At 64.3% G+C, this 19,875-nt stretch carries 20 protein-coding genes; 11 read left to right on the forward strand and 9 right to left on the reverse strand.

Annotation, left to right across the window (positions count from 1 at the left end; genetic code table 11):
• Positions 1-9: 9 nt before the first annotated feature.
• From JZ00_RS03690 to JZ00_RS03715, 6 genes are all read right to left on the reverse strand, one after another.
• Positions 10-1,197, reverse strand: a complete 1,188-nt coding sequence (locus tag JZ00_RS03690) for a PAAR-like domain-containing protein (protein WP_039588423.1) — start codon at positions 1,195-1,197, stop codon at positions 10-12.
• Positions 1,197-2,234, reverse strand: a complete 1,038-nt coding sequence (locus tag JZ00_RS03695) for a beta-ketoacyl synthase N-terminal-like domain-containing protein (protein ID WP_039588424.1) — start codon at positions 2,232-2,234, stop codon at positions 1,197-1,199. Before JZ00_RS03695 ends, JZ00_RS03690 begins: the two co-directional genes overlap by 1 nt.
• The gene (locus tag JZ00_RS03700) at positions 2,234-3,346 is read right to left on the reverse strand and encodes a DUF2169 family type VI secretion system accessory protein (RefSeq protein WP_039588425.1); all 1,113 of its coding nucleotides are present in this window, start codon (positions 3,344-3,346) and stop codon (positions 2,234-2,236) included. Before JZ00_RS03700 ends, JZ00_RS03695 begins: the two co-directional genes overlap by 1 nt.
• Positions 3,347-3,360: 14 nt before the next feature.
• A complete protein-coding gene (locus tag JZ00_RS03705) occupies positions 3,361-3,819 on the reverse strand; it encodes a DUF6484 domain-containing protein (protein WP_039588426.1) in 459 nt (152 codons plus the stop codon).
• A gap of 16 nt (positions 3,820-3,835) precedes the next feature.
• Positions 3,836-6,013, reverse strand: coding sequence for a type VI secretion system Vgr family protein (locus JZ00_RS03710; RefSeq protein WP_039588427.1), 2,178 nt, complete (start codon positions 6,011-6,013; stop codon positions 3,836-3,838).
• 291 nt (positions 6,014-6,304) lie between these two features.
• A complete protein-coding gene (locus JZ00_RS03715; RefSeq protein WP_039588428.1) occupies positions 6,305-6,646 on the reverse strand; it encodes a hypothetical protein in 342 nt (113 codons plus the stop codon).
• A 204-nt stretch (positions 6,647-6,850) separates the two neighbouring features.
• Here JZ00_RS03715 and JZ00_RS03720 point away from each other — a divergent pair, with 204 nt between their 5' ends.
• The 3 genes from JZ00_RS03720 to JZ00_RS03730 are packed head-to-tail and all read left to right on the forward strand — an operon-like array spanning position 6,851 to position 9,004.
• The gene (locus tag JZ00_RS03720; protein WP_039588429.1) at positions 6,851-7,483 is read left to right on the forward strand and encodes an STN domain-containing protein; all 633 of its coding nucleotides are present in this window, start codon (positions 6,851-6,853) and stop codon (positions 7,481-7,483) included.
• Positions 7,480-8,025 carry a sigma-70 family RNA polymerase sigma factor gene (locus JZ00_RS03725; protein ID WP_039588430.1) on the forward strand — a complete coding sequence of 182 codons (546 nt, stop codon included), beginning with the start codon at positions 7,480-7,482 and terminating at the stop codon, positions 8,023-8,025. The genes JZ00_RS03720 and JZ00_RS03725 overlap by 4 nt, the downstream gene beginning before the upstream one ends.
• Before the next feature lie 37 nt (positions 8,026-8,062).
• Positions 8,063-9,004 carry a FecR family protein gene (locus JZ00_RS03730; protein WP_039588431.1) on the forward strand — a complete coding sequence of 314 codons (942 nt, stop codon included), beginning with the start codon at positions 8,063-8,065 and terminating at the stop codon, positions 9,002-9,004.
• A 63-nt stretch (positions 9,005-9,067) separates the two neighbouring features.
• Here the strand turns inward: JZ00_RS03730 and JZ00_RS03735 are convergent, their stop codons facing one another.
• Positions 9,068-9,679, reverse strand: a complete 612-nt coding sequence (locus tag JZ00_RS03735; RefSeq protein ID WP_039588432.1) for a type II secretion system protein GspJ — start codon at positions 9,677-9,679, stop codon at positions 9,068-9,070.
• Positions 9,676-10,125 (reverse strand): type II secretion system minor pseudopilin GspH, encoded by a 450-nt coding sequence (gspH, locus tag JZ00_RS03740; protein ID WP_039588433.1) that lies wholly within the window; start codon positions 10,123-10,125, stop codon positions 9,676-9,678. Before gspH ends, JZ00_RS03735 begins: the two co-directional genes overlap by 4 nt.
• Positions 10,126-10,247: 122 nt before the next feature.
• Between gspH and JZ00_RS03745 the strand changes: the two genes are divergently transcribed.
• Positions 10,248-10,676: a type II secretion system protein N gene (locus JZ00_RS03745; protein ID WP_039588434.1), complete on the forward strand. Its 429-nt coding sequence runs from the start codon at positions 10,248-10,250 to the stop codon at positions 10,674-10,676.
• 148 nt (positions 10,677-10,824) lie between these two features.
• Here the strand turns inward: JZ00_RS03745 and gspI are convergent, their stop codons facing one another.
• Positions 10,825-11,199 (reverse strand): type II secretion system minor pseudopilin GspI, encoded by a 375-nt coding sequence (gspI, locus tag JZ00_RS03750; protein WP_039588435.1) that lies wholly within the window; start codon positions 11,197-11,199, stop codon positions 10,825-10,827.
• Positions 11,200-11,346: 147 nt separating this feature from the next.
• On the opposite strand from gspI, the gene gspG reads away from it, so the two are divergent.
• Genes gspG through gspF form a run of 7 tightly spaced genes read left to right on the forward strand, consistent with a single transcriptional unit; the run spans position 11,347 to position 19,522 of the window.
• Positions 11,347-11,796, forward strand: coding sequence for a type II secretion system major pseudopilin GspG (gspG, locus tag JZ00_RS03755; RefSeq protein ID WP_039588437.1), 450 nt, complete (start codon positions 11,347-11,349; stop codon positions 11,794-11,796).
• A gap of 8 nt (positions 11,797-11,804) precedes the next feature.
• Complete coding sequence (gspK, locus tag JZ00_RS03760) at positions 11,805-12,791, forward strand: type II secretion system minor pseudopilin GspK (protein WP_039588438.1); 987 nt, start codon at positions 11,805-11,807, stop codon at positions 12,789-12,791.
• A complete protein-coding gene (gene gspL, locus JZ00_RS03765) occupies positions 12,788-13,966 on the forward strand; it encodes a type II secretion system protein GspL (RefSeq protein WP_039588439.1) in 1,179 nt (392 codons plus the stop codon). Before gspK ends, gspL begins: the two co-directional genes overlap by 4 nt.
• Complete coding sequence (gspM, locus tag JZ00_RS03770) at positions 13,959-14,516, forward strand: type II secretion system protein GspM (protein ID WP_039588440.1); 558 nt, start codon at positions 13,959-13,961, stop codon at positions 14,514-14,516. The genes gspL and gspM overlap by 8 nt, the downstream gene beginning before the upstream one ends.
• Positions 14,513-16,867: a type II secretion system secretin GspD gene (gspD, locus tag JZ00_RS03775; RefSeq protein ID WP_039588441.1), complete on the forward strand. Its 2,355-nt coding sequence runs from the start codon at positions 14,513-14,515 to the stop codon at positions 16,865-16,867. The genes gspM and gspD overlap by 4 nt, the downstream gene beginning before the upstream one ends.
• Before the next feature lie 25 nt (positions 16,868-16,892).
• Complete coding sequence (gspE, locus tag JZ00_RS03780) at positions 16,893-18,311, forward strand: type II secretion system ATPase GspE (protein WP_039588442.1); 1,419 nt, start codon at positions 16,893-16,895, stop codon at positions 18,309-18,311.
• Positions 18,311-19,522 carry a type II secretion system inner membrane protein GspF gene (gene gspF / locus JZ00_RS03785; protein WP_039588443.1) on the forward strand — a complete coding sequence of 404 codons (1,212 nt, stop codon included), beginning with the start codon at positions 18,311-18,313 and terminating at the stop codon, positions 19,520-19,522. The genes gspE and gspF overlap by 1 nt, the downstream gene beginning before the upstream one ends.
• Positions 19,523-19,875 lie beyond the last annotated feature (353 nt).

Here is a 19,875-nt window from a genome sequence, read left to right on the forward strand (position 1 = left end):
AGGGGGGGGCTACGGGCCTGGCCTGTTACCTAGCATTTCAGCCGCTGCCCTGGCGCGTTGTTGAGGATCACTGGTCATTGAGGCGCGTGCATTGATCGGCTTCTCCTCGCCAGGGTCCTTCGCTTTGTCGTGGTACTTGTTCAACTGGGCTTCCAGGCACTCCTGGGAACAGTCGGAGTCCGGAAAGGTTTTTTTGGCCGCCTTGGCCCCTGTCTCCGTGGCTTTCGCTCTTGGCCATTCGCCTTTTGCATCGGCTTGCTGCAAAGCCACCACCCCACGTCGGGTATGCATCTGACCGTGGGTGGCTGTGGTCTGGTTCGGGCCCTCCACACACATGACCGGGGCCTTGTCGGTCTGGTATTTGCTCCAGCCGGCTTTTGTCGGGTGCTGGTTCCTGGGCTGGCCGGCGAAGGCCGGGCCGTCGGTGAAAGAGGCGGAATCGATAAGGTGATCTCCGGTTTGTCCCGGGCAACACCTGTTGGGTTTGTATGGCGCGAGAAAGCAGCGCAAGGCCTTTTGGCACGCGTCGGCGTTGATGGTCTTGGCCAACGATGAATATTCGTTCAGGACGTCGGTGTGTGCAGCGGTGTAGGCCGGATCAGCTGCGAACCCGTCGCCTGCCGTTTTCTTTGCAGTGTTGCGCGATTGGAGGGCTTTCTTCAGCGTGTCGGTATTGGGACAAACCACTTTCTTGCTGGTGTCACACGCGTCGTTCACCCGTTTTTTTTCGCCCTCGCACTGGGCCAGCCCTTCGGCCAGTGCCATTCGATCCGAATAAGGCCAAGGCACCGTGTTGCCGGGTTGAGAAGCATGGTTGTGGGTGGTCAGGTCCATGTGCCGGACGACATTCTTGCCCTCATATTTCACGTCCATCGACCAAGAGGTGAAATACACCTTGCCCTTGTTCCGGCTGGTGACGATGCCCTTCTTGGGCGCATTTCCGGCCTCGTCGCCGTAACTGGTCTTGAAGTAGCTCTTGTCCTTGAGCATTACCTCCTTGCCGGTGATTTTTACCGTTCGGGTGCCTTTGGTCGTGTCCTTGGCCATGCCCGTGTTGGGGTAGGGGATGGGCACGCCCAGCGGGGTGGGCGGCGCCTGGGGCGGGGTGAAGCAGACGTCCGGAAAGCAGGCGATCGACTTGCCGTCCGCCGCCTTGCAGGCGACTTCCATGTTGTTGGCGAAGACTTCGTTGGCCATCAGGCAGCCCTCACTGTCCGGTAGCTGAGCAGCGCGGCGGCGCGTTCGCCGGCATCGTTGCCCAGATGGCAGAAAACATTCGGCCCTTCGCCGTAGCCCTTGCGGCTCGCGGCCAGTGCCACGGCGAGCATCACCGGACCGATGGCCGCGCCGACTTCGCCGATACAATCGGCCGGGTGCCACAGATGGAAGAATTCCTTGCGCACCCGCAGGCTGCGACTCAGGGCCAGGGAGGCCTCCTTGAAGTAATACTGTTCGCCGGAAATATCCGCCAGGCGATAATCCATCTGTTCCAGCCCGCAACCGGCCTCGCCCAGGGCCGCGCGCACGGCTTGGGTCAGGCCTTCGGCGCGCAGCGGCAGATCCAAGGATTGCACCGTGGCCGGTTCCAGGCCGAAACCCAGGCCAATGCAGGTCAATTGCGGTGTTTCATCGCTGACGGGCGCAGCCAGCACCACAGCTGCGGCACCTTCGCCCGGAATGAAACCGTTGGAGTTCTCGCTGGTCAGCAAGCGTTCGCGTTGCTCGAACGCGGCGAGGGTGGGGCCGCAAAGCAACGAATCGACGCCGGCCACCAGCACATGGCAATGGCCGCCCTGGTGGATCAGCCTGCGTGCGTCAAGCAAGGCTACGGCGGCGCTGACCCGGCCCCTCGGGATGATGTTCGAGTCGGGGTGGAAGCGCCGGCCCAGCTCAGTTTCGATATCACGCAGCAATTCCCTGTCGAGGCCATTCAATCGCCCGGGCCGCTCGGCCTCGGCCACGCCCAGCAGCAGCGGAATCTTCTCCGGGTCAACCCCTGGGACGCTTTGCAACGCCTCGGCGATGGCGCGAGAGGCCATTTTGATCAGCTTCGTGCGACCGCGCCAGGGTTGTTCCAATGGCACGCTGGCGCCGATGATCCACTCGCCGGCGCGGTCGATGAAACGGGTTTCCTGGAAGTTGTCGATGGCACAGCGAATTGCCGCGCAGCCCGCCGGAGCGCTGAGGCCGACAGCACTGATCATCCCCGACCCGATGATGCACAGGGTTGTCATCAGTGGGTTTCCTCGGGCGCTCGCTTGGCTTTCACCAGGGCGCCCAGCGAGGGGTAATAGTCCTTGCCCAGCTCACGGGCGCGCCACCAGCCCGTGGGCATCGTGCCGACGAGCACCTGGGCGATTTCAAAGATGTTGCGTCGCAGCGGACGGGCGATGCGCCACGTCAACTGCACCTGGCGCGCCCCTGTGTCGATCAGCAAGGTGTCGATCACCGCCGAGACCGTTTCATGGCCGCCTTTTTTCTTGAAAAAGGTCACCGGCACGTCCATTTCGGGCACACGAAAGCCCGCTCTTTCCTGGGGGGTGAGGTTGAGCAACAGCACCTCTTCGCCGCCGCGCAAGTAGTCGGTTTGCTGATCTTCAGGGGCGGCCTGGAAGTAGCGGTTGTCGAAGTCCGCGGGCAAGAACGGAAAGCTGTCAGCCAACCAGGCATCGTCATAAGTCCCGGCATAGCGGGCGCGTTGCGGCCAGCTGCGGCCGATGGGACCCAGGGCCATGGGGCGGAAGTCGCCGGACGGCGAGTCGATGGGCTTGCCCAGCTCTTCGGTGTTGGGCATTGGCCTGCCGACAATGTCGATATCGTCGGTGTTGCTTGGGTACCAGCCGCAACCGCACGGGTTCTGCGGATGGCAATCAAGCATTTCGGGTACGTTCGCCATGGTGCGGGAGCCACCGAAAGCCTGGGCGTAGGTAATGGCCTGCTCGGTAAACGCCTGGGGTGAACCGGGCGTCAGGCCCATCAACCCCGGTTGCCATTGCCGAGGGCCCAGCACCGAGAAGGCCTTGCTGACCCGGCCGACCCGAATGCCGGCGGTCAATTGGGTCACGGGCCGGCCGCCGGGAGCATAGGCCTTGCCGCAGAGCAGCACATCGCAGCATGGCTTGAACGGGGCGAAGTCCATTTCCTGTTGGGGGGCGCTGAGGCCCGGTTCACCGAGGAAGGCGTCGGCCATCAGCAGTGGCTGCTGGGAATCGGCGAGGGTTGCGACGCGGCCATCCAGCGGCAGATCGAACGTGCCTTTGGCCACAACGACCAGGGATTCGCGACCATCGGGTGCCATGCCCAGGGTATAGGCCACTTGCAGTTGGCTGGCGTTGAGCAATTCCATGTGCGACTGCCTGTCTAGTTGATTTGCACCGAACCGCCCTTGATGCGGTTGACCCCGCTGGAGCGGCTGGAAAGGTAGGTGCCCCGAATGATCACCTTGCCCGCGCGAGTCAGGGTGATGCTGGCTTTGCCGCAGCGCAGGACAAGCTCCCGCTGCGCGCAAAACTCCAGGCGTTCGCCGTCCAGGTGGGCGACGGCTGGCGTTGTGGTATTCGGCAAGCGTTGGATGCGACCGATTACCAGCGGCTTGGCGAGGTCGCCGGCCTCGAACATCAGCGCGACCTGGACACCGATGTCCTCGCGGGTCAGCGGCGTGGTGGTACGGGCGGCAAGGCCCGTATCGCCGGGGCAGCCAGGAAAGGCGACCACCGGGCCCTGCGGCGTGGGCACGTCCAGCAACACGCCGATCACGACGCCATCCACGCGTGCCGAAGTGGCGGTGGTGGCTTCTGGAAGCTGATATTCAACGGTCATGACGCCGACTCCGTGGCTAGTTCTGCAGGATCTTCTGGCCTTTGACGACCACGTTCTTGTTGGCCTTGATGTTGATGGCGCCGGAGCCGTCGACGGTGATGTTCTTGCCGGTGATCACGATGCTGCCGTCTTTCTTCATGACGATGCTGGCCGCGCCCGTGGTCAGGCTGATCGAGTCGCCGGCGTTGAGGGTGAAATGCTTGCCGACGTCCAGGCTGTCGTTCTGCTTGATGCCCGTGCTGCGGTTCTGGGCGACGTCGCGGGATTCGTCCTGGCCGATCCGAGTGCCCTGGTTGCCATTGATTTGGATGCCTTCGTTGCCCTGGACCGTCTCGTTGCGGTTGCCATTGATGTCGATGGTCTCGTTGCCGCCGACGTCCTCCGTGCGGTTGCCGGCGATGCTGATTTTCTCATTGGCGCCGACTTTCTCCGTGCGGTCCGCGCCGATGCTGATGGTCTCGTTGCTGCCCACGCGCTCGGTGCGATTGACGCCTATGGTGATCTTTTCGTTGTTGCCGACATCCTCGGTACGGTCGACGCCGATGGAAATGGCTTCATTGTTATCGACCCTTTCCGTGCGGTCGTGTTTGACGCGCACGGTCTCGTCGTTGTCGATGGTCTTGCTGCGATCATGGCCGACCCAATGGGTCTCGTCGTTCTCGACCTCGATGTCTTGGTTCTTCTCGGCGTGGATGAATAACTGTTCCGCGCCTTTCTTGTCTTCCATACGGATTTCGTTGAAGTTGGCCTGGGTGCCGTCCTTGCTCGACCGGCTCTTCACCCCGCTCTGGGTGGCGTTCGCCGGCAGCTTGTAGGGCACCGTCTGTTCGGCGTTGTAGACGCGGCCGGTAATGATCGGTCGATCCGGGTCACCTTCGAGGAAGCTGACGATGACCTCCTGGCCAATCCGCGGAATCTGCACGGAGCCCCAGTTCTTGCCCGCCCACGCCTGGGACACACGGATCCAGCAGGAACTGTTTTCGTTGGACTGGTCATGGCGGTCCCAGTGGAAATGCACTTTGACCCGGCCATATTGATCGGTCCAGATCTCCTCGCCACTGGGCCCCACCACCACGGCCGTCTGCGGACCGCGGACAATCGGCATCGGCGTGAGCGGCAAAGGGCGGAAAGTCTGGCTGGCATCCATGCAGTCCAGCTCGCTGACGAACTGTTCGGCTACGTCCGACTGGCCGCTTTCATAGGCATCCTGACGAATCTGATAGCGGGCGATGACCACCAGGTATTCGCGGTTCTGGTCCGCACGGTCATAGCCCGTCAACGTGAACAAATGGCCGCAGCCCAATCCGCGTGCTCGGCCGCGCAACTGTACCCGCTCGAACTGGCTGTGAATGGCTTCGATGCGGGTGCGTGCGTAGTGATCGCCATCGTTGCTCTGGACGTATTCACCTGGATAGTCGTAGAGCGGGTATTCGCCGTTGCTGTGGTTGCGCGGCACGCTGGAACGCACCTCGAGGCTGGCGCGGGGGCGCAAAAAGTCGTAGTCGTTCAGGGCCAGCGAGCCCGGTTGCACCTCACGGGCCATTTGCCAATCGTAGAAATGATCGCGCTCGCGCATCTGTCGATCGGGCGGATAGAAGGGCACCGAGGCATAGTCCGCCACCGTGGAATGAGCGCCGTAGGCGTCGGCCAGCACCAGGACATGACGGGCCTTTTCATGGCGAAAGTAGTAATAGATACCTTCCTGCTCCATCAGCCGACTGACAAAGTCGAAGCTGGTCTCGCGGTACTGCACGCAATATTCCCACTCGCGGTAGCTGTCGCTCAGGCTGTCTTCGAAGTCCGAGAAGCCAAGGTCGCGGAAGACTTGCTTGATGATGTCCGGCACGGTCTTGTTCTGGAAAATCCGGCAGTCGGAGGTGCGCGTGAGCAGCCAGAACCACGGACGCAGGCTGACTCGGTAGCCGGCGAATTGTCCGTGGCCCGTCAGTTGCCGGCAATTACTGATGATGCCGTGAAAGTAGCGTTTGCCGCCGTCGTACAGCGCCAGGGCCAGGCCCATCGGCTTGCCGAGCAATTGATCGAACTGGATCGCCCGGTCTTCGGAGGTGAGGTCCAATTCGTAGTGGAACAGTCGGCCCAGTTCTTCGCTGCCGTCCATGCTTTGCAGCAACAGGACGTTCGCGCCGAGGGGACTCTCGACTTGCACCAAACGGGTGTCTTGGGTGATTGCCATCACGACTTCCAAACGGTGCAGAGCGAGCTGTAGAGGAACACTCTCGCTCCCGGCGGCGCGGAAGTCGTGCGGGAAACATTCAGGAATGTGGCGTTTTGCTTAGATCGAAGAACATCCACCGCACGGGTGATCTCCATATCGGCCTCGAAATCAATTCAGTCAAAGCGAACACGCAAAATTCCATTTACGTGCAGATAGCGTCTGGCGTTGGTTATAGCAGCCATTTCTGGAAAGTGCATATAGGCCGGATGTCCCAGGCGTACCGTACAACCGACACCGGTTACGAAACGCCTACCTGGGCAACGGCGAATTCGGCACTGGGGCAGGCGGGCGCTGGGGCTTGACGGAGGTGCCGAAGGTATTGCCCATGCGCACGCCGGTTGCCGCCGGGGTTGCCAGGCCGATGCTGTTCGGCGCGCGTTCGTTGACCGGCACCTCCAGCCCTTGCCGGGCCTGTTGTGCAGCGGCGGCCGCCTCAGGGTCATTGCCCATTTGCCGGCTCAGGCACTTGTAGTCGGGCGTCTTGTAGCCGCCGACGGTCACTTCGATACAGGCTGGGGCTTCGTCGCCCCGGGCGCCGTTCACGGTTATCAGCAAGCCGATAGCGGCTGCCACGCCAATCCACTGTTTCATCACCGACCTCCTGGTCCGCCACGGGGGCGCTTTGTCGTCAGGACATCAGTCTAGTGCGGCCCCAAGGATTTGTATCAGTTGTCATACGACATTCATAAACTCCCATCAGGATGACGGTTTTCAACGGATACGTCAGTCGTGCAGCAGGGCATAACCGGGGGCGGGTGCAGGCGTGGATTGGCCAGGGCGCCCTTGGGGTGGCTGATGGCGGCGTTGTGCCTGTTGGCCGGCCCGGTACAGGCCGCGGGCCTGGTGGAGCTGGACATAGCACCCCAGGAACTGGCCACGGCGCTGGAGCAGTTCAGTCGGGCGACGGGCATGGCGGTGCTGGTGGACCACTCGCTGTCGAGCCGGCGCCATACGTTGGGCGTCCAGGGCCTGTTCACGCCCGCCCAGGGGTTGAACGTGCTGCTCAGCGGCACCGGGCTCGCGGCGCACTATGCCCGGGCGGATGCGTTCACGTTGCAACCGGTGCAGGTCCGCGAGGTGCCGCTGCCGCCTGGCACGGCCCCTGGCTTGAGCGACAGCAACTATGCCGCGGCGATCCAGGCAGTCATCCAGCGCAACCTGTGCCAGTCGTCGCTGACCCGGCCCGGCGGTTATCGCGCTGTGCTGCAAGTCTGGATCGGGCGCGATGGTGTGGCGCAACATGGCCGGCTGGTCAGTTCCACGGGCGACGTGATGCGCGACAGGGCCTTGGTCAACAGTTTGCAAAACCTCAGGATCCACCGCCCTGCGCCCAGTTCGCTGCGCCAGCCGGTGACCCTGCTTTTGTTACCCGACTCATCAGGAAAAAGCATGGAATGCACAGCAGGGGAAGAGGTGCTCGGGCAATGAAAGACACTGGCCGCAGCCCGATGGTCAAGCTGTTCCTGACTTCCTACGAGGATTTCAAGGTGCGCCTGCGCAGGCGACTGGGCTCCGAGGAACTGGCCAACGACGTGTTGCACGAAACCTACCTGCGGGTCGATCGCATGGTCGACACGCAGGACATCGCGCAGCCCAACGCCTACCTCTATCGCATGGCCCTGAACATCGCCGCCGACCGTCGCCAATCCGATGCCCGGCTGCTCACCGGCAGCGAAATCGAAGAACTGCTGCAGGTTTCGGACGAAGCACAGGACCCGGCCCGCGTCGTGGGCGGACAAAAAGAACTGCAGGTCCTGCTCAAGGCCCTGTACGAGTTGCCTGCGCGACGGCGCAGGATTTTCATCGCCGCACGCCTGGAAGAGGCGCCCCACCTGGAAATTTCCCAGCGTTTCGGCATTTCCACGCGCATGGTTGAGAAGGAAATCAAGGCAGCCTTGGGGCACTGCGCGCTGCGCCTGGAAAGAAAAGTCATTCAGCGGTTCGGTCCCGGCGCGGGAAAACCGTCTTGAGAGTAGAGACCCGACCCATTCGTGAGTGTGTGTACGCTTGAATATCTTCAGCATCGCTTCCCCTGACGCCACGCCCGAGGCCCGATTGGCCAGCGAGGCCCGTGACTGGCTGATCCTGCTGACCTCGGGACGCGCCACCGTTGCCGATGCCCGCGCGTTGCGCCAGTGGTGTGGGCAAAGCCCCGAACACGCGCGGGCATTCGAGCAGGCCAAGGCGCTGTGGCACGGTTTGCAGCCAGCGGCCGAGGCATTGCAGGCCCCCCGGCATCTTGGCCGTCGCGCCTTGCTCGGTGGGGCGCTCGCGGCGTCGGCGGCGTTCCTGTTGATCCGCGCTACGGTACCGGGCGGTGTTTCCGGGCTAGGTGCGGATTACATCACCGAAGTGGGCGAACAGCGCCGGATCGAACTGGGCGATGGCGTGAGCCTCGAGCTCAACACCCAGACCCGCCTTAGCCGTCGCCCGCTGGTCGAGGGTGGGCAGGCGTTGGAATTGCTGGCCGGCGAGGTTGAAGTGTCCGGCAACAGCAGCGCGACGATCAGCGTCCAGGCCGGTGCCGGCTGGATCAGCGCCGCCCAGGCTCGGTTCAATCTCCGCTACATCGACCAGAGCGTTTGTGCGACCTGCCTGGAGGGTGTCGTGCAAGTCCAGGTGCAAGGCCGGCAGTTTCGCCTCGAACCGGGCATGCAATTGACTTACGACACCCGTCACGTCGGCAGCCCACGTACCGCCGATGTCTCGGCCGCCGTGGCCTGGCGCGAACAGGTGCTGGTGTTCAACGACGCGACCTTGGCCAGTGTGATCGATGAGATCAACCGCTACCGTCCCGGCATGTTGCTGTTGCTCAACCGCGAGCTGGGCCTGCGCAAGGTCCAGGCGCGTTTTCGTCTCGACCAATTGGCCGGCGTGGCGCTACTGATTCGCGATGCCTATGGCGCCAAGTGCACCGAGTTGCCGGGCGGGGTGGTGGTGCTCAGCTGAGTTCGGCGGCGCCTTGGCTGGTGCCTTCGCGAGCAGGCTCCGACAAGGGCGCGGTGGGCTGGGTTACTCCAGCGGGCCGAGCACCTGGCGATATTTTTCGGCCCCTTGGGGCGTCTGCCGGGTCAGGCTGATCTCGATGCCGGCCGGGTTTTCCTGGCGATTGCCACTGAGTTTGCGCCAGCCTTTTTCCTTGTCCCAATAACGCAAGCCCGCATCGCTGACTTCAGCGAGCACCGCAATGCCTGCTCCCGGCGCCGGCAAAGGATAACGGCTACGGGCCGGGCCTTGGGCGCGATAAAGCGTGTCGCCCTTGAGCCACCAGCGCACCCGTTGCAAGCTGCCTGGCTGGTCGGCCGCTTCGCGGATCACGTCCAGGCGAAAGCCCTGGCCTTCGGTGCTGCGCACGGTGAGGGCGGGTGGTGCCGTGGAGGGTATGTCATCCTCGGCGGCGCCTGTTGGTTCGCTCAATTGGATGCTGGCGCGCAAGGCCACGTCGCGATCCAGTTGGTTCAACACTCGCAACAAGGCTTCGGTCTGCTCGGTGCTGGCCTGCAAGTGGCTGTCGGCCCGTGTCACGCTGTCCAGCCCGCGCCAGGCGATCAGGCTGACCACCGCCATCAGCAAGATCGCGACCATCACCTCAAGCAAGGTGAAACCGGCCTGGCGCGCGCTCATTGCAGTTGCACCCGGCCGGCGGCACTGCGTTGCACGGTGAGGCTGTTCTGGCCGTCCGACAAGCGGATCTGCACGGGCTCGCCGATCCATTCGGCGTTCATCACCACCCGCTTCCTGGGTTCCACGCGAACCGCCATCGAGGGGCTTTGCCAGCGACGTGGATGCAGCTGCGAGTCGTTTTCGAAGCGATCGAGCCCGGCGCCTTGATCGGCGCGGCGAGTGAAACCAAAGCCCTTGGCGTCCCAGCGCCAAGTGATGGGGCGTCCGTCGCTGCGCGCTTCGGCCTGGGCCAGTTGCAACAGCTGCACCAGCCGCTCGCCATCCTCGCGCAGCATTTTCAGCGGATCCGGCTTGATGCTCAGGCTCACGGCCGCACTGGCGATGCCGACGATCACCAGCACCACCATCAATTCGATCAGGGTAAAACCGCGTTGCTTGCCAACCATCCGGGCGCGCTCCTTTGCGTCGACAATCATCCTGCACGGTGAAGATGATAAGCATGTGAAATAAAACGGTGAGAATTGACGGGTACGCTGGGCACTGGAATCAAACGAAAGGAGATCAGGCCATGGCATTCACCGAACGGGTGTCCCCGGCGCAAATCGTTCAGGCGCTGGGGTTGGCGGCGGCGTTGGCTGGCGTGGCGACCTGGTCTTCCTTGCTGCTGACCTCTGCCGAGTCGCGCACCCCGGACGTGACGCCGCAGCGCATGGCCGAGCGTTCCGATAACCCGGCGTTGCAATGGTTTTCCAGTCAGCCGGCGGCGGTGGATATCAAGGTCACTGGCGTGCTGGCCGGTGCCCGTGGGGCCGTGGCGATCCTGAGTCTCAACGACGGGCCGCCGCGCAGCTTCCTGGTCGGCGAGCGGGTAGCCCAAGGCGTACGGCTGGTCTCGATCGAAGCGCAAGCCGTGGTGATCGAACAGGGCAGCGAGCAAACCCGGCTGGCAATTGCGCGGTTGCCGGATTCGGTGAGTTTGCCTTCCCTGACCCGCTGAAAATCCTGTGGCGAGGGCGCTTGCTCCCGCTGGGTCGGTCCGACGCTTCGGGCGAAGCGGCCCCAAAATCCTGCGGTCGCTGCGCACTGGAGCGCCAGCCCGGCCGAGCGGGAGCAAGCTCCCTCGCCACATAAAACCGCGTGGCCTTCTAGGGTTCCCGGCTGATCAACGTCTCCAACCGCGCCAACGGCGGTGCCTCGCGGCTGCGGTCCGACACGCTCAGTTCAACTCGCAGCAGCCGGCCGTTTTCCGCCGGGCGAAGGTTCTGTTCGCAGCGCAGCAGCAACCGGCCCTGGTCGCATTCGAAGACTTTCAGGCCTGGCGTCGGACGACCCTCAAGGCGCAATTGCGCCAGTTGGCTGCGCGCTGCCAGCAGGGCGATGGACTTGTCCCGCAGCAACCCGTTGCCCTGGGTCATCACCGCGGCCACGCGCACCGCTGCCGACATGGCCACGGCAATGATCGCCAGGGCCACCAGCACTTCAATCAAGGTGAAACCGGCTTGTGGGGCAGGGCGTGGCATCGGTCGGCTCGATCGGCGGGGGCAGCCTCCAAGCCTGACCGCTGTTCTTGACAGAATGACGACGCAAGCTCCGGAGCAATTTCAATATCACTGACATATTTTCTTGTAACACTGCGCCTCGAATCGAATCCAGGAAGGACCGTCGAGATGCCGTTCGCCCTCTGCTACCCCCGTTCCCCAGGCCCTCGCGGGCAGCGGGGTTTCACGCTGATCGAGATCATGGTCGTGGTGGTCATCCTCGGCATCCTCGCTGCGATGGTCGTGCCCAAGGTCCTCGATCGGCCTGACCAGGCCCGGGCCACGGCGGCCAAGCAAGACATTGGCGGCTTGATGCAGGCCCTGAAGCTGTATCGCCTGGACCACGGCAGCTACCCGAGCATGAACCAGGGCCTGAAGGTGTTGGTCGAGCGGCCGGCCGATGCGAAGAACAGCACTTGGCGTTCCTACCTGGAGCGCCTGCCCAACGACCCTTGGGGCCGTCCCTACAACTACCTCAACCCCGGCGCGAACGGCGAAGTCGATATCTTTTCCCTCGGCGCCGACGGCCAGCCCGACGGCGACGGTGTGAATGCCGATATCGGCTCCTGGCAGTTATAAGGACCGTGATGCGAACGGATTCGCCCCCAGCGGCGAAGCAGCGCGGCATGGCGGTCATCAGTGCCTTGCTGATTGCTGCCGTGGTAGCCGTCATCGCCGGCGGCATGCTGACCCGCCAGACCTTGTTCACCCGCAGCCTGGAAGCGGAGCAACTGCGCAACCAGGGGACGGCGCGATTGCAAGGCGGCTTGCAAGTGAGCCGTCAGTTGTTGTGGGACGCCCGCCAGCGAGATCCCCTGACGCGCTTCGGCCAGCCCTGGGCAAAACCGATCGTGATGCCGGGCTCCAACGGTGCCGACACACCATTCGAAGGGCAACTGGAAGATGAGCAGGGCAAGTTCAACCTGCGCAACCTGGTGACCCATGACCAGCTGGACCGGGAACAGCTGCGTGCCTTCGAGCGATTGTGCGAACAACTCGGCGTCGCCGCCACGGTACGGGCGCGCATCGTCGAGCGCGTGCTGGCCGCTTACCCGCGCCAGATGAATCCTGGAGCAGCGCACCAAGCCTCGATGGGCAGCACGTTCGACAGTGGCCGCAGCACCTCACCGGATGCAGCCGGCACAGCGTCGCCGCCGACCCGTCCCATGCTCCGCACGTTGCAAGACCTGGGCAGCGTCAAGGGCGTGACCCCGGCGCTGCTGGATACATTGGCCCCCTACGTCACGATCCTGCCGGCCAATACCTGGCTCAATGGCAACACCGCCAGCGCTACGGTGCTGGCCGCCTACGTGCCGGGATTGTCCTTGCAGCGGGCCCAGGCGCTGGTCAAGGAACGCGATGGCGGCCACTGGTTCATCAACCGTGGGGATTTCGTCAATCGGCTGCGCATGCCGGAACTGGAAACCAGCGCGGTCAAGGTCGGCATCACCAGTGACTGGTTCCGCTTGCGAGGGCAGGCGCGCAGCGGCCAACGGCGGGTTGAATTGATTGCCTTGCTGCAATGCGCCCAAGACCGATTGCCCCAGGTGATCTGGACACGGGTGGGCGCATGAACCGTTTACGGATTGCCCTGGCGCCGCTGGACGGCCTGGACGCGGACACGCCGCTGGCGTTTGCCTGGCTGGATCGCCAGGGCCAGGTGCGTGATGCCGGACGCAGCAGCCTGGGGACGCTCGGCCAGGGCGCGAAGAACCAGGCCGTCGAATGTTACCTGCACCCGCGCGACAGCTTGCTGACCAGCCTGGAGATTCCGCCGCTGTCCGCCGCCAAGATCACCGCCGCGGTGACATGTGCGGCCCAGGCCTTGATGCTCGGAGCCAGCGAGTCCATGCAGGTGGCCCACGGCCCGCGCGGTACCGACGGACAGGTGCCGGTCGCCTGGCTGGACCGTGACGCGCTGAGCCATCTGGGCCGGATCCTGCATTCGGCCGGCCTGAAACTGCGCGGCCTGTACCCGGCAGCCTACGCCTTGCCGGTGTTGGCTGGGCCGGTGGCCTGCATTGAAGACGGGCACTTGCTGGTGCGCCAGGGTGTGCAGCACGCCCTGGTCCAACCGCTGCTGGACGATGCGCTGGAGGAGTGGTTGCTGGAAATGGGCGCGGGGTTGCATTGGCTGGGCGAGCCGCCCCAAGCGTCGATCGAGGGCTTGCCCGTCACGGACCGCTGGACCGGAGCGGCGCCGGGTTGGGGCCTGCATACCGGCCTGGCGCAGGGCAGGGCCGGACAGGGCGGCTGGGGGCGAGCGGCGGGAATCTGCGCGCTGGCGGTGGCGGTGTGGGTGGTCGGGCTCAATCTTTATGCAGCCCGTGAAGCCGCCCAGGGCCAGCGGCTCAAGGCGCAGATGAGCCAGCGGGTCAAGCAGGCGTTTCCTGAGCTGCCGATGGTGCTCAATCCCTTGCAGCAGGCGCGCCAGCAAATCGCCGCGCGCCAGAGCGGTTCAGTGACGGACCCGGCGCAGCGCTTCGCCAGCCTCGTGCAGCAGGCGGGCAGCGCCATGCCGTTCATGAGCGGCAACGTACAGGAGCTGCTGTTCGAGAACGGTGAGTTGCGCTTGAAAGTCGCGGCCGAATCACAAAAAAACACCCCGGCAGGCGATTGGAAAATCCCCCTGGCCGAAGCCGGCATCGAGGTGGCCGCCGTCGATCAGGGCTGGACGCTGCGTGTGGCGCCCGCCGGGCAACTGGCGGCGGAACCTTCCGGCGAAACCTCGGGGGCGGACGATGAATAAGTTCTCGACGGGACGGCTCCAGGCGCGCTGGCAAGACCTTCGCACACGCTGGCGTACAAGCTGGCAAGGCTTGGCCGCCCGGGAACGCCGCGCCGTTGCCCTGGCGGCGTTGGTGCTGGGCGGCGGGCTGACCTGGCTGACTCTGGTCGAGCCGCCGCTGAAAACCATCGCGTACTGGCAAGCCGAGACCCCGAAGCTGCGCTCGCAGACCGAAGCCCTCGAAATGCTGCTGCGGGACGTAGCCGGCCCGGCGCGTGGCCAGTCGTTGGAAATCAGCCTGCGCCAGGCCCTGGATGCCGGCGGCCTGGGCGAGCGCTACGTGTTACAGCCGCCCAGTGCCGATGCGCCGGGCACTTGGCAGCTCACCTTCACCGACGCACCGGCCGACGGTGTGATCGATTGGTTGCTCGGCAACCCACGACAGTTTTCCCTGGAAGTGATCGAGGCCCGTTTGCAGCGCACGGCCCCGGTCAGCTCCGACCCAACCCCCGGCACTCTGTCCGGAACCGTTCGCATGAATCAGGCGTCAAGCGCTAAGGAAGCTTCATGAAGGGGTGCAGATACCCGCGTCATTGGCGCAAGGCCGCGCCGCTGCTGTTGCTTGCATTGAGCGCGTGCAACAGCGCGCCGCCGGCATCTCAGCCACCCTTGCTGGTGGACAGCGAACTGGGCATGCCGCTGGGCAGTACCCAACGCAGCGGCGACGTGCTGCTGGACCGCCAGCGGGCCCAGGCGTCCCGCGAGCAGAAGCCGCCGGTGCGACATCAGGTGGACCTGACGACCCGCGCTCGCGAGCCGCGCAGCAGCCCGGCGCCCAATCCGCTGGGCGATCAACCGGTGACCTTGAATTTCGTCGAGGCCGATATCCAGGCCGTGGTGCGTGCCTTGTCCCGTTCCACCGGGCAACAGTTCCTGGTCGACCCGCGGGTCAAAGGCAACCTGACCCTGGTTTCCGAAGGCCAGGTCCCGGCGCGCCAAGCCTACGAGATGCTACTCGCCGCGTTGCGCATGCAGGGTTTCAGCGTGGTGGACGTCGGCGGCGTTGCCCAGGTAGTGCCGGAAGCCGATGCCAAGCTGCTTGGCGGGCCGATCTACAGCGCCGACAAACCGGCCGGCAACGGCATGCTCACCCGCACGTTCCGCCTGCAATACGAAAACGCGGTGAACCTGATTCCGGTGCTGCGGCCGATCGTCTCGCCGAACAACCCGATCAACGCCTATCCCGGCAACAACACCATTGTCGTCACCGACTACGCGGAAAACCTGTCCCGCGTCGCCCAGCTCATCGAGGGTATCGATACCCCGAGCGCCATCGACACCGACGTGGTGCCGATCCAGAACGGCATCGCCGTGGACATCGCGCAGATGGTTTCCGATTTGCTGGAGACCCAGGGCGGCGACCAGACTCAGAAGATCAACGTGATCGGCGACCCGCGCTCCAATTCGATCATCATCCGCGCCGGCAGCCCGGAGCGGACCGAGCTGGCGCGCAACCTGATCTACAAGCTCGACAACGCCCAGAACAACCCAAGCAACCTGCACGTGGTCTACCTGCGTAACGCCCAGGCCGGCAAGTTGGCCCAGGCCCTGCGCGGCTTGCTCACCGGGGAAAGCGAAAGCGAGGCAAGCGACAATTCGCGTTCGGTGCTCAGCGGCATGGGCGCCAGCACCAGCGGCCAGAGCAGCCAGGGCAACGAAAGCGGTACCAGCCCCGTGAGCGGTACTGCTTCGAGCAGTGGCAGCGGCTACGGCCAGGGCAGCAGCGGGCAAACATCCGCCACGACACAAAATGAACACAGCACGGCTTTCAGCGCCGGTGGCGTGACCATCCAGGCCGACGCTACCACCAACACCTTGCTGATTTCCGCGCCGGACCCGTTGTACCGCAACCTGCGGGAAGTCATCGACCTGCTGGACCAGCGCCGCGCCCAAGTGGTCATCGAAAGCCTGATCGTCGAAGTTGGCGAGGACGATGCCAGCGAGTTCGGCGTGCAATGGCAGACCGGCAACCTTGGCGGCAGCGGCGTGATTGGCGGGGTCAACCTGGGTGGCACGGGCCTTAATCTCAACGGCAAGACCAGCATCGACGTACTGCCCCAAGGCCTGAACCTGGGCTTGGTCAACGGCACCGTCGACATCCCCGGTATCGGCAAGATCCTCGACCTCAAGGTCCTGGCACGAGCGTTGAAGAGCAAGGGCGGGACCAACGTGCTGTCGACGCCGAACCTGCTGACCCTGGACAACGAAGCGGCGAGCATTTTTGTCGGCCAGACCATTCCGTTCGTCAGTGGCAGCTACGTCACCGGTGGCGGCGGCACCAGCAACAACCCGTTCCAGACCGTGACCCGCGAAGAAGTCGGCCTGAAGCTCAACGTCCGGCCGCAGATTTCCGAAGGCGGAACGGTCAAGCTCGACATTTACCAGGAGGTCAGCAGTGTCGACAACCGCGCCTCCAGCACCACGGGCATCGTTACCAACAAACGCGCCATCGACACCAGCATCCTGTTGGACGACGGGCAGATCATGGTCCTCGGCGGATTGCTGCAGGACGGCTATAGCCAGAGCAACGACGCGGTGCCGTGGCTGTCGACCATACCCGGCATCGGTGCGCTGTTTCGCAACGAGCGGCGCCAGGTCACCAAGACCAACCTGATGGTGTTCCTGCGCCCTTACATCATCCGCGACACGGCGGCGGGCCGCGGCATTACGCTGAACCGCTACGACTTCATGCGCCGCGCCCAAGGCCTGTTGCAACCGGAGCGTAGCTGGGCGCTGCCGGACGTGCAGGCGCCGCAACTGCCGGCGTCGGCCCGGGCGATTCCGGGAGCCGCGCCGATCAGCCCGCAGGCGCCACGGGCGGTGATCAAGGCGGTGCCTGCAACGGAGCCGGTCGGACGATGAAAACCGTGGCGATAGGGGGAGGCTCATGAAAACCCTCCCATACGCCTGGGCCAAGGCCCAGCGCCTGGTATTGCGTCAGTGTGAAGAAGGCGCGGTGCTGATGGTGTGCCCGTCGACGCCGGGCTGGTCCATCAGCGAGGTGCGTCGGCAATTTGGTGAGGTGCGGCTGGAGCGGGTGCGTGATGAAGAGCTCGATGGCCTGCTCAACACGGCCTACGCCGACACCGGCAGTGCCGCCGCCGTGGTGGGCGCGGCAGAGAACGAGGTGGACCTCGACCGGTTGATGCAGGACATCCCGGAAATCACCGACCTGCTGGATACCCAGGACGGCGCGCCCGTGATCCGCATGATCAACGCCTTGCTGACCCAGGCCGCGCGGGACGAGGCCAGCGATATCCACATCGAGCCCTACGAAAGCCATTCAGTGGTGCGCTACCGGGTCGACGGCACGTTGCGCGACGTGGTCTCGCCGCGCAAGGCGTTGCACGGCGCGCTGGTGTCGCGGATCAAGATCATGGCCCAGCTCGACATCGCCGAAAAACGCCTGCCCCAGGATGGGCGGATTGCCTTGCGCGTGGCCGGGCGACCGATCGACATCCGCGTTTCTACCGTGCCGACCGGCCATGGCGAGCGGGTGGTGATGCGCCTGCTGGACAAACAGGCCGGACGCCTGCAATTGGAAACCCTGGGCATGGACCCCGGCGTGCTGGGCAAGCTCGATCACCTGATCCGCCAACCCCACGGCATCGTCCTGGTCACCGGCCCCACCGGCAGCGGCAAGACCACCAGCCTCTACGCGGCCCTGGCCCGGCTGGATGCCAGCGTGCACAACATCCTCACGGTGGAAGACCCGGTGGAATACGACCTGCCGGGCATCAGCCAGATCCAGGTCAACGCCAAGATCGACATGACCTTCGCCCTGGCATTGCGGGCAATCCTGCGCCAGGACCCGGACATCATCATGATCGGTGAAATCCGTGACCTGGAGACCGCGCAAATCGCGGTTCAGGCTTCGCTCACCGGTCACCTGGTCCTGGCGACGCTGCACACCAACGACGCGGTATCGGCCATCAACCGCCTGATCGACATGGGCGTCGAACCCTTCCTCTTGGCCTCGTCGATGCTCGGCGTGCTGGCCCAGCGATTGGTGCGCCGCTTGTGTCCGCAGTGCAAACAACCCGACCCGGCCACGCCCGGCACCTGGCGGCCTGTGGGCTGCCCAAGCTGCAACCAGACCGGCTACAGCGGCCGAACCGGTATTCATGAATTGTTCTGCATCGACGATGACATCCGCACGCTGATCCACCAGGGGGCAGGGGAGCAGGCCTTGCGCGCCGCCGCCCGCCAGGCCGGTATGTTCAGCATGCGCGAGGACGGCGAACGCTGGGTGCGCAGTGGCGCCACGGCCCCTGAAGAAATCCTGCGCGTGACACGGGACGCCTGATGAATCGCTATCGCTTCGAAGCCGCCGACGCCCAGGGCAAGATCGAGTCCGGACACTTGGAAGCCGACAGCCAGGGCGCCGCTTTCAGCCAGTTGCGCAGTCGTGGGTTGACGGCGTTGCAGGTCCAGCTCGAGCGCAACACCGAGCAAGCCACGGGCGGTGGCTTGTTCAGCGCCAAGCTCTCGGACAATGACCTGGCCTGGGCCACCCGGCAACTGGCGAGCCTGCTCGGAGCGAGCCTGCCACTGGAGGCAGCGTTGAGTGCGACGGTGGAACAGGCCGAGCGCAAGCACATCGCCCACACCCTGAGCGCGGTACGCGCCGATGTGCGCAGCGGTATGCGCCTGGCCGAAGCCCTGGCGGCGCGGCCCCGGGATTTTCCGGAGATCTACCGGGCGCTGATTGCCGCCGGTGAAGAATCCGGCGACCTGGCCCAGGTGATGGAGCGGCTGGCTGACTACATCGAGGAGCGCAACAACCTGCGGGGCAAGATCCTCACGGCGTTTATCTATCCCGGCGTGGTGGGGCTGGTGTCGGTCGCCATCGTGATTTTCTTGCTCAGCTACGTGGTGCCGCAGGTGGTCAGCGCGTTTTCCCAGGCCCGTCAGGACTTGCCTGGCTTGACGTTGGCGATGCTCACCGCCAGTGACTTCATCCGGGCGTGGGGCTGGTTGTGCTTTGCCGTTCTGGCCGGTGGCTTCTGGAGTTGGCGTCTCTACCTGCGCAAGCCGGCGGCACGCTTGAATTGGCATGCACGGGTGTTGCGTCTACCGCTGATTGGGCGTTTTGTGCTGGGGCTCAACACCGCCCGTTTCGCCTCGACCCTGGCGATTCTCGGCGGCGCCGGAGTGCCCTTGTTGCGAGCGCTGGAAGCGGCACGCCAAACCCTCTCCAACGACCGCTTGAGCCTCAGCGTCAGCGATGCCACCGCCAAGGTCCGTGAAGGCGTCAACCTGGCGGCGGCGCTGCGGGTGGAAAAAGTCTTCCCGCCGGTGCTGATCCACCTGATCGCCAGCGGCGAAAAAACAGGCTGCCTGCCGCCGATGCTCGAACGCGCCGCGCAAACCCTGTCCCGCGACATCGAACGTCGCGCCATGGGCATGACCGCGCTGCTGGAGCCGCTGATGATCGTGGTCATGGGCGGGGTGGTGTTGGTGATCGTCATGGCGGTGCTGCTGCCGATCATCGAGATCAATCAGTTGGTGCAGTAGCAAGGCGCGCCACAAAAGCTGCGAATAATTTTTCCAGCGCCACAACCCTCCCGAGCCTCGCCCACCCCAAACTCGGGTTCCTCGTTCTGTCATGTTTGCTCGCCGCATGACCGCCTGCCGCCGACTTCGTTGACAACCCTTGCCATATCCCCGCAAGACCGGCCTGAAACCACAGCCCAGAGCCCTCGAACACCCGAGAAAATAACCTGAAAAACAGCCCTCAGCTCCCGAGGTTTTTTCCTTTATCTGTCACTGGAAACTGCGAATTTCTAACCCATGGCCTCACCCCATCGCCACCGGCACAGGACCGAGCGCCATGACGGCAAGCACGCGTAACCCAACCTACGTACGAA

Source organism: Pseudomonas frederiksbergensis (assembly GCF_000802155.2).
Lineage (GTDB): Bacteria > Pseudomonadota > Gammaproteobacteria > Pseudomonadales > Pseudomonadaceae > Aquipseudomonas > Aquipseudomonas frederiksbergensis_A.

Excerpts from the sequence above, each read along its gene's own strand:
- JZ00_RS03690 (WP_039588423.1), bottom strand. The coding sequence starts at position 1,197 with ATGGCCAACGAAGTCTTCGCCAACAACATGGAAGTCGCCTGCAAGGCG.
- JZ00_RS03695 (WP_039588424.1), bottom strand. The coding sequence starts at position 2,234 with ATGACAACCCTGTGCATCATCGGGTCGGGGATGATCAGTGCTGTCGGC.
- JZ00_RS03700 (WP_039588425.1), bottom strand. The coding sequence starts at position 3,346 with ATGGAATTGCTCAACGCCAGCCAACTGCAAGTGGCCTATACCCTGGGC.
- JZ00_RS03705 (WP_039588426.1), bottom strand. The coding sequence starts at position 3,819 with ATGACCGTTGAATATCAGCTTCCAGAAGCCACCACCGCCACTTCGGCA.
- JZ00_RS03710 (WP_039588427.1), bottom strand. The coding sequence starts at position 6,013 with ATGGCAATCACCCAAGACACCCGTTTGGTGCAAGTCGAGAGTCCCCTC.
- JZ00_RS03715 (WP_039588428.1), bottom strand. The coding sequence starts at position 6,646 with ATGAAACAGTGGATTGGCGTGGCAGCCGCTATCGGCTTGCTGATAACC.
- JZ00_RS03720 (WP_039588429.1), top strand. The coding sequence starts at position 6,851 with ATGGCGGCGTTGTGCCTGTTGGCCGGCCCGGTACAGGCCGCGGGCCTG.
- JZ00_RS03725 (WP_039588430.1), top strand. The coding sequence starts at position 7,480 with ATGAAAGACACTGGCCGCAGCCCGATGGTCAAGCTGTTCCTGACTTCC.
- JZ00_RS03735 (WP_039588432.1), bottom strand. The coding sequence starts at position 9,679 with ATGAGCGCGCGCCAGGCCGGTTTCACCTTGCTTGAGGTGATGGTCGCG.
- gspH (WP_039588433.1), bottom strand. The coding sequence starts at position 10,125 with ATGGTTGGCAAGCAACGCGGTTTTACCCTGATCGAATTGATGGTGGTG.
- JZ00_RS03745 (WP_039588434.1), top strand. The coding sequence starts at position 10,248 with ATGGCATTCACCGAACGGGTGTCCCCGGCGCAAATCGTTCAGGCGCTG.
- gspI (WP_039588435.1), bottom strand. The coding sequence starts at position 11,199 with ATGCCACGCCCTGCCCCACAAGCCGGTTTCACCTTGATTGAAGTGCTG.
- gspG (WP_039588437.1), top strand. The coding sequence starts at position 11,347 with ATGCCGTTCGCCCTCTGCTACCCCCGTTCCCCAGGCCCTCGCGGGCAG.
- gspK (WP_039588438.1), top strand. The coding sequence starts at position 11,805 with ATGCGAACGGATTCGCCCCCAGCGGCGAAGCAGCGCGGCATGGCGGTC.
- gspL (WP_039588439.1), top strand. The coding sequence starts at position 12,788 with ATGAACCGTTTACGGATTGCCCTGGCGCCGCTGGACGGCCTGGACGCG.
- gspM (WP_039588440.1), top strand. The coding sequence starts at position 13,959 with ATGAATAAGTTCTCGACGGGACGGCTCCAGGCGCGCTGGCAAGACCTT.
- gspD (WP_039588441.1), top strand. The coding sequence starts at position 14,513 with ATGAAGGGGTGCAGATACCCGCGTCATTGGCGCAAGGCCGCGCCGCTG.
- gspE (WP_039588442.1), top strand. The coding sequence starts at position 16,893 with ATGAAAACCCTCCCATACGCCTGGGCCAAGGCCCAGCGCCTGGTATTG.
- gspF (WP_039588443.1), top strand. The coding sequence starts at position 18,311 with ATGAATCGCTATCGCTTCGAAGCCGCCGACGCCCAGGGCAAGATCGAG.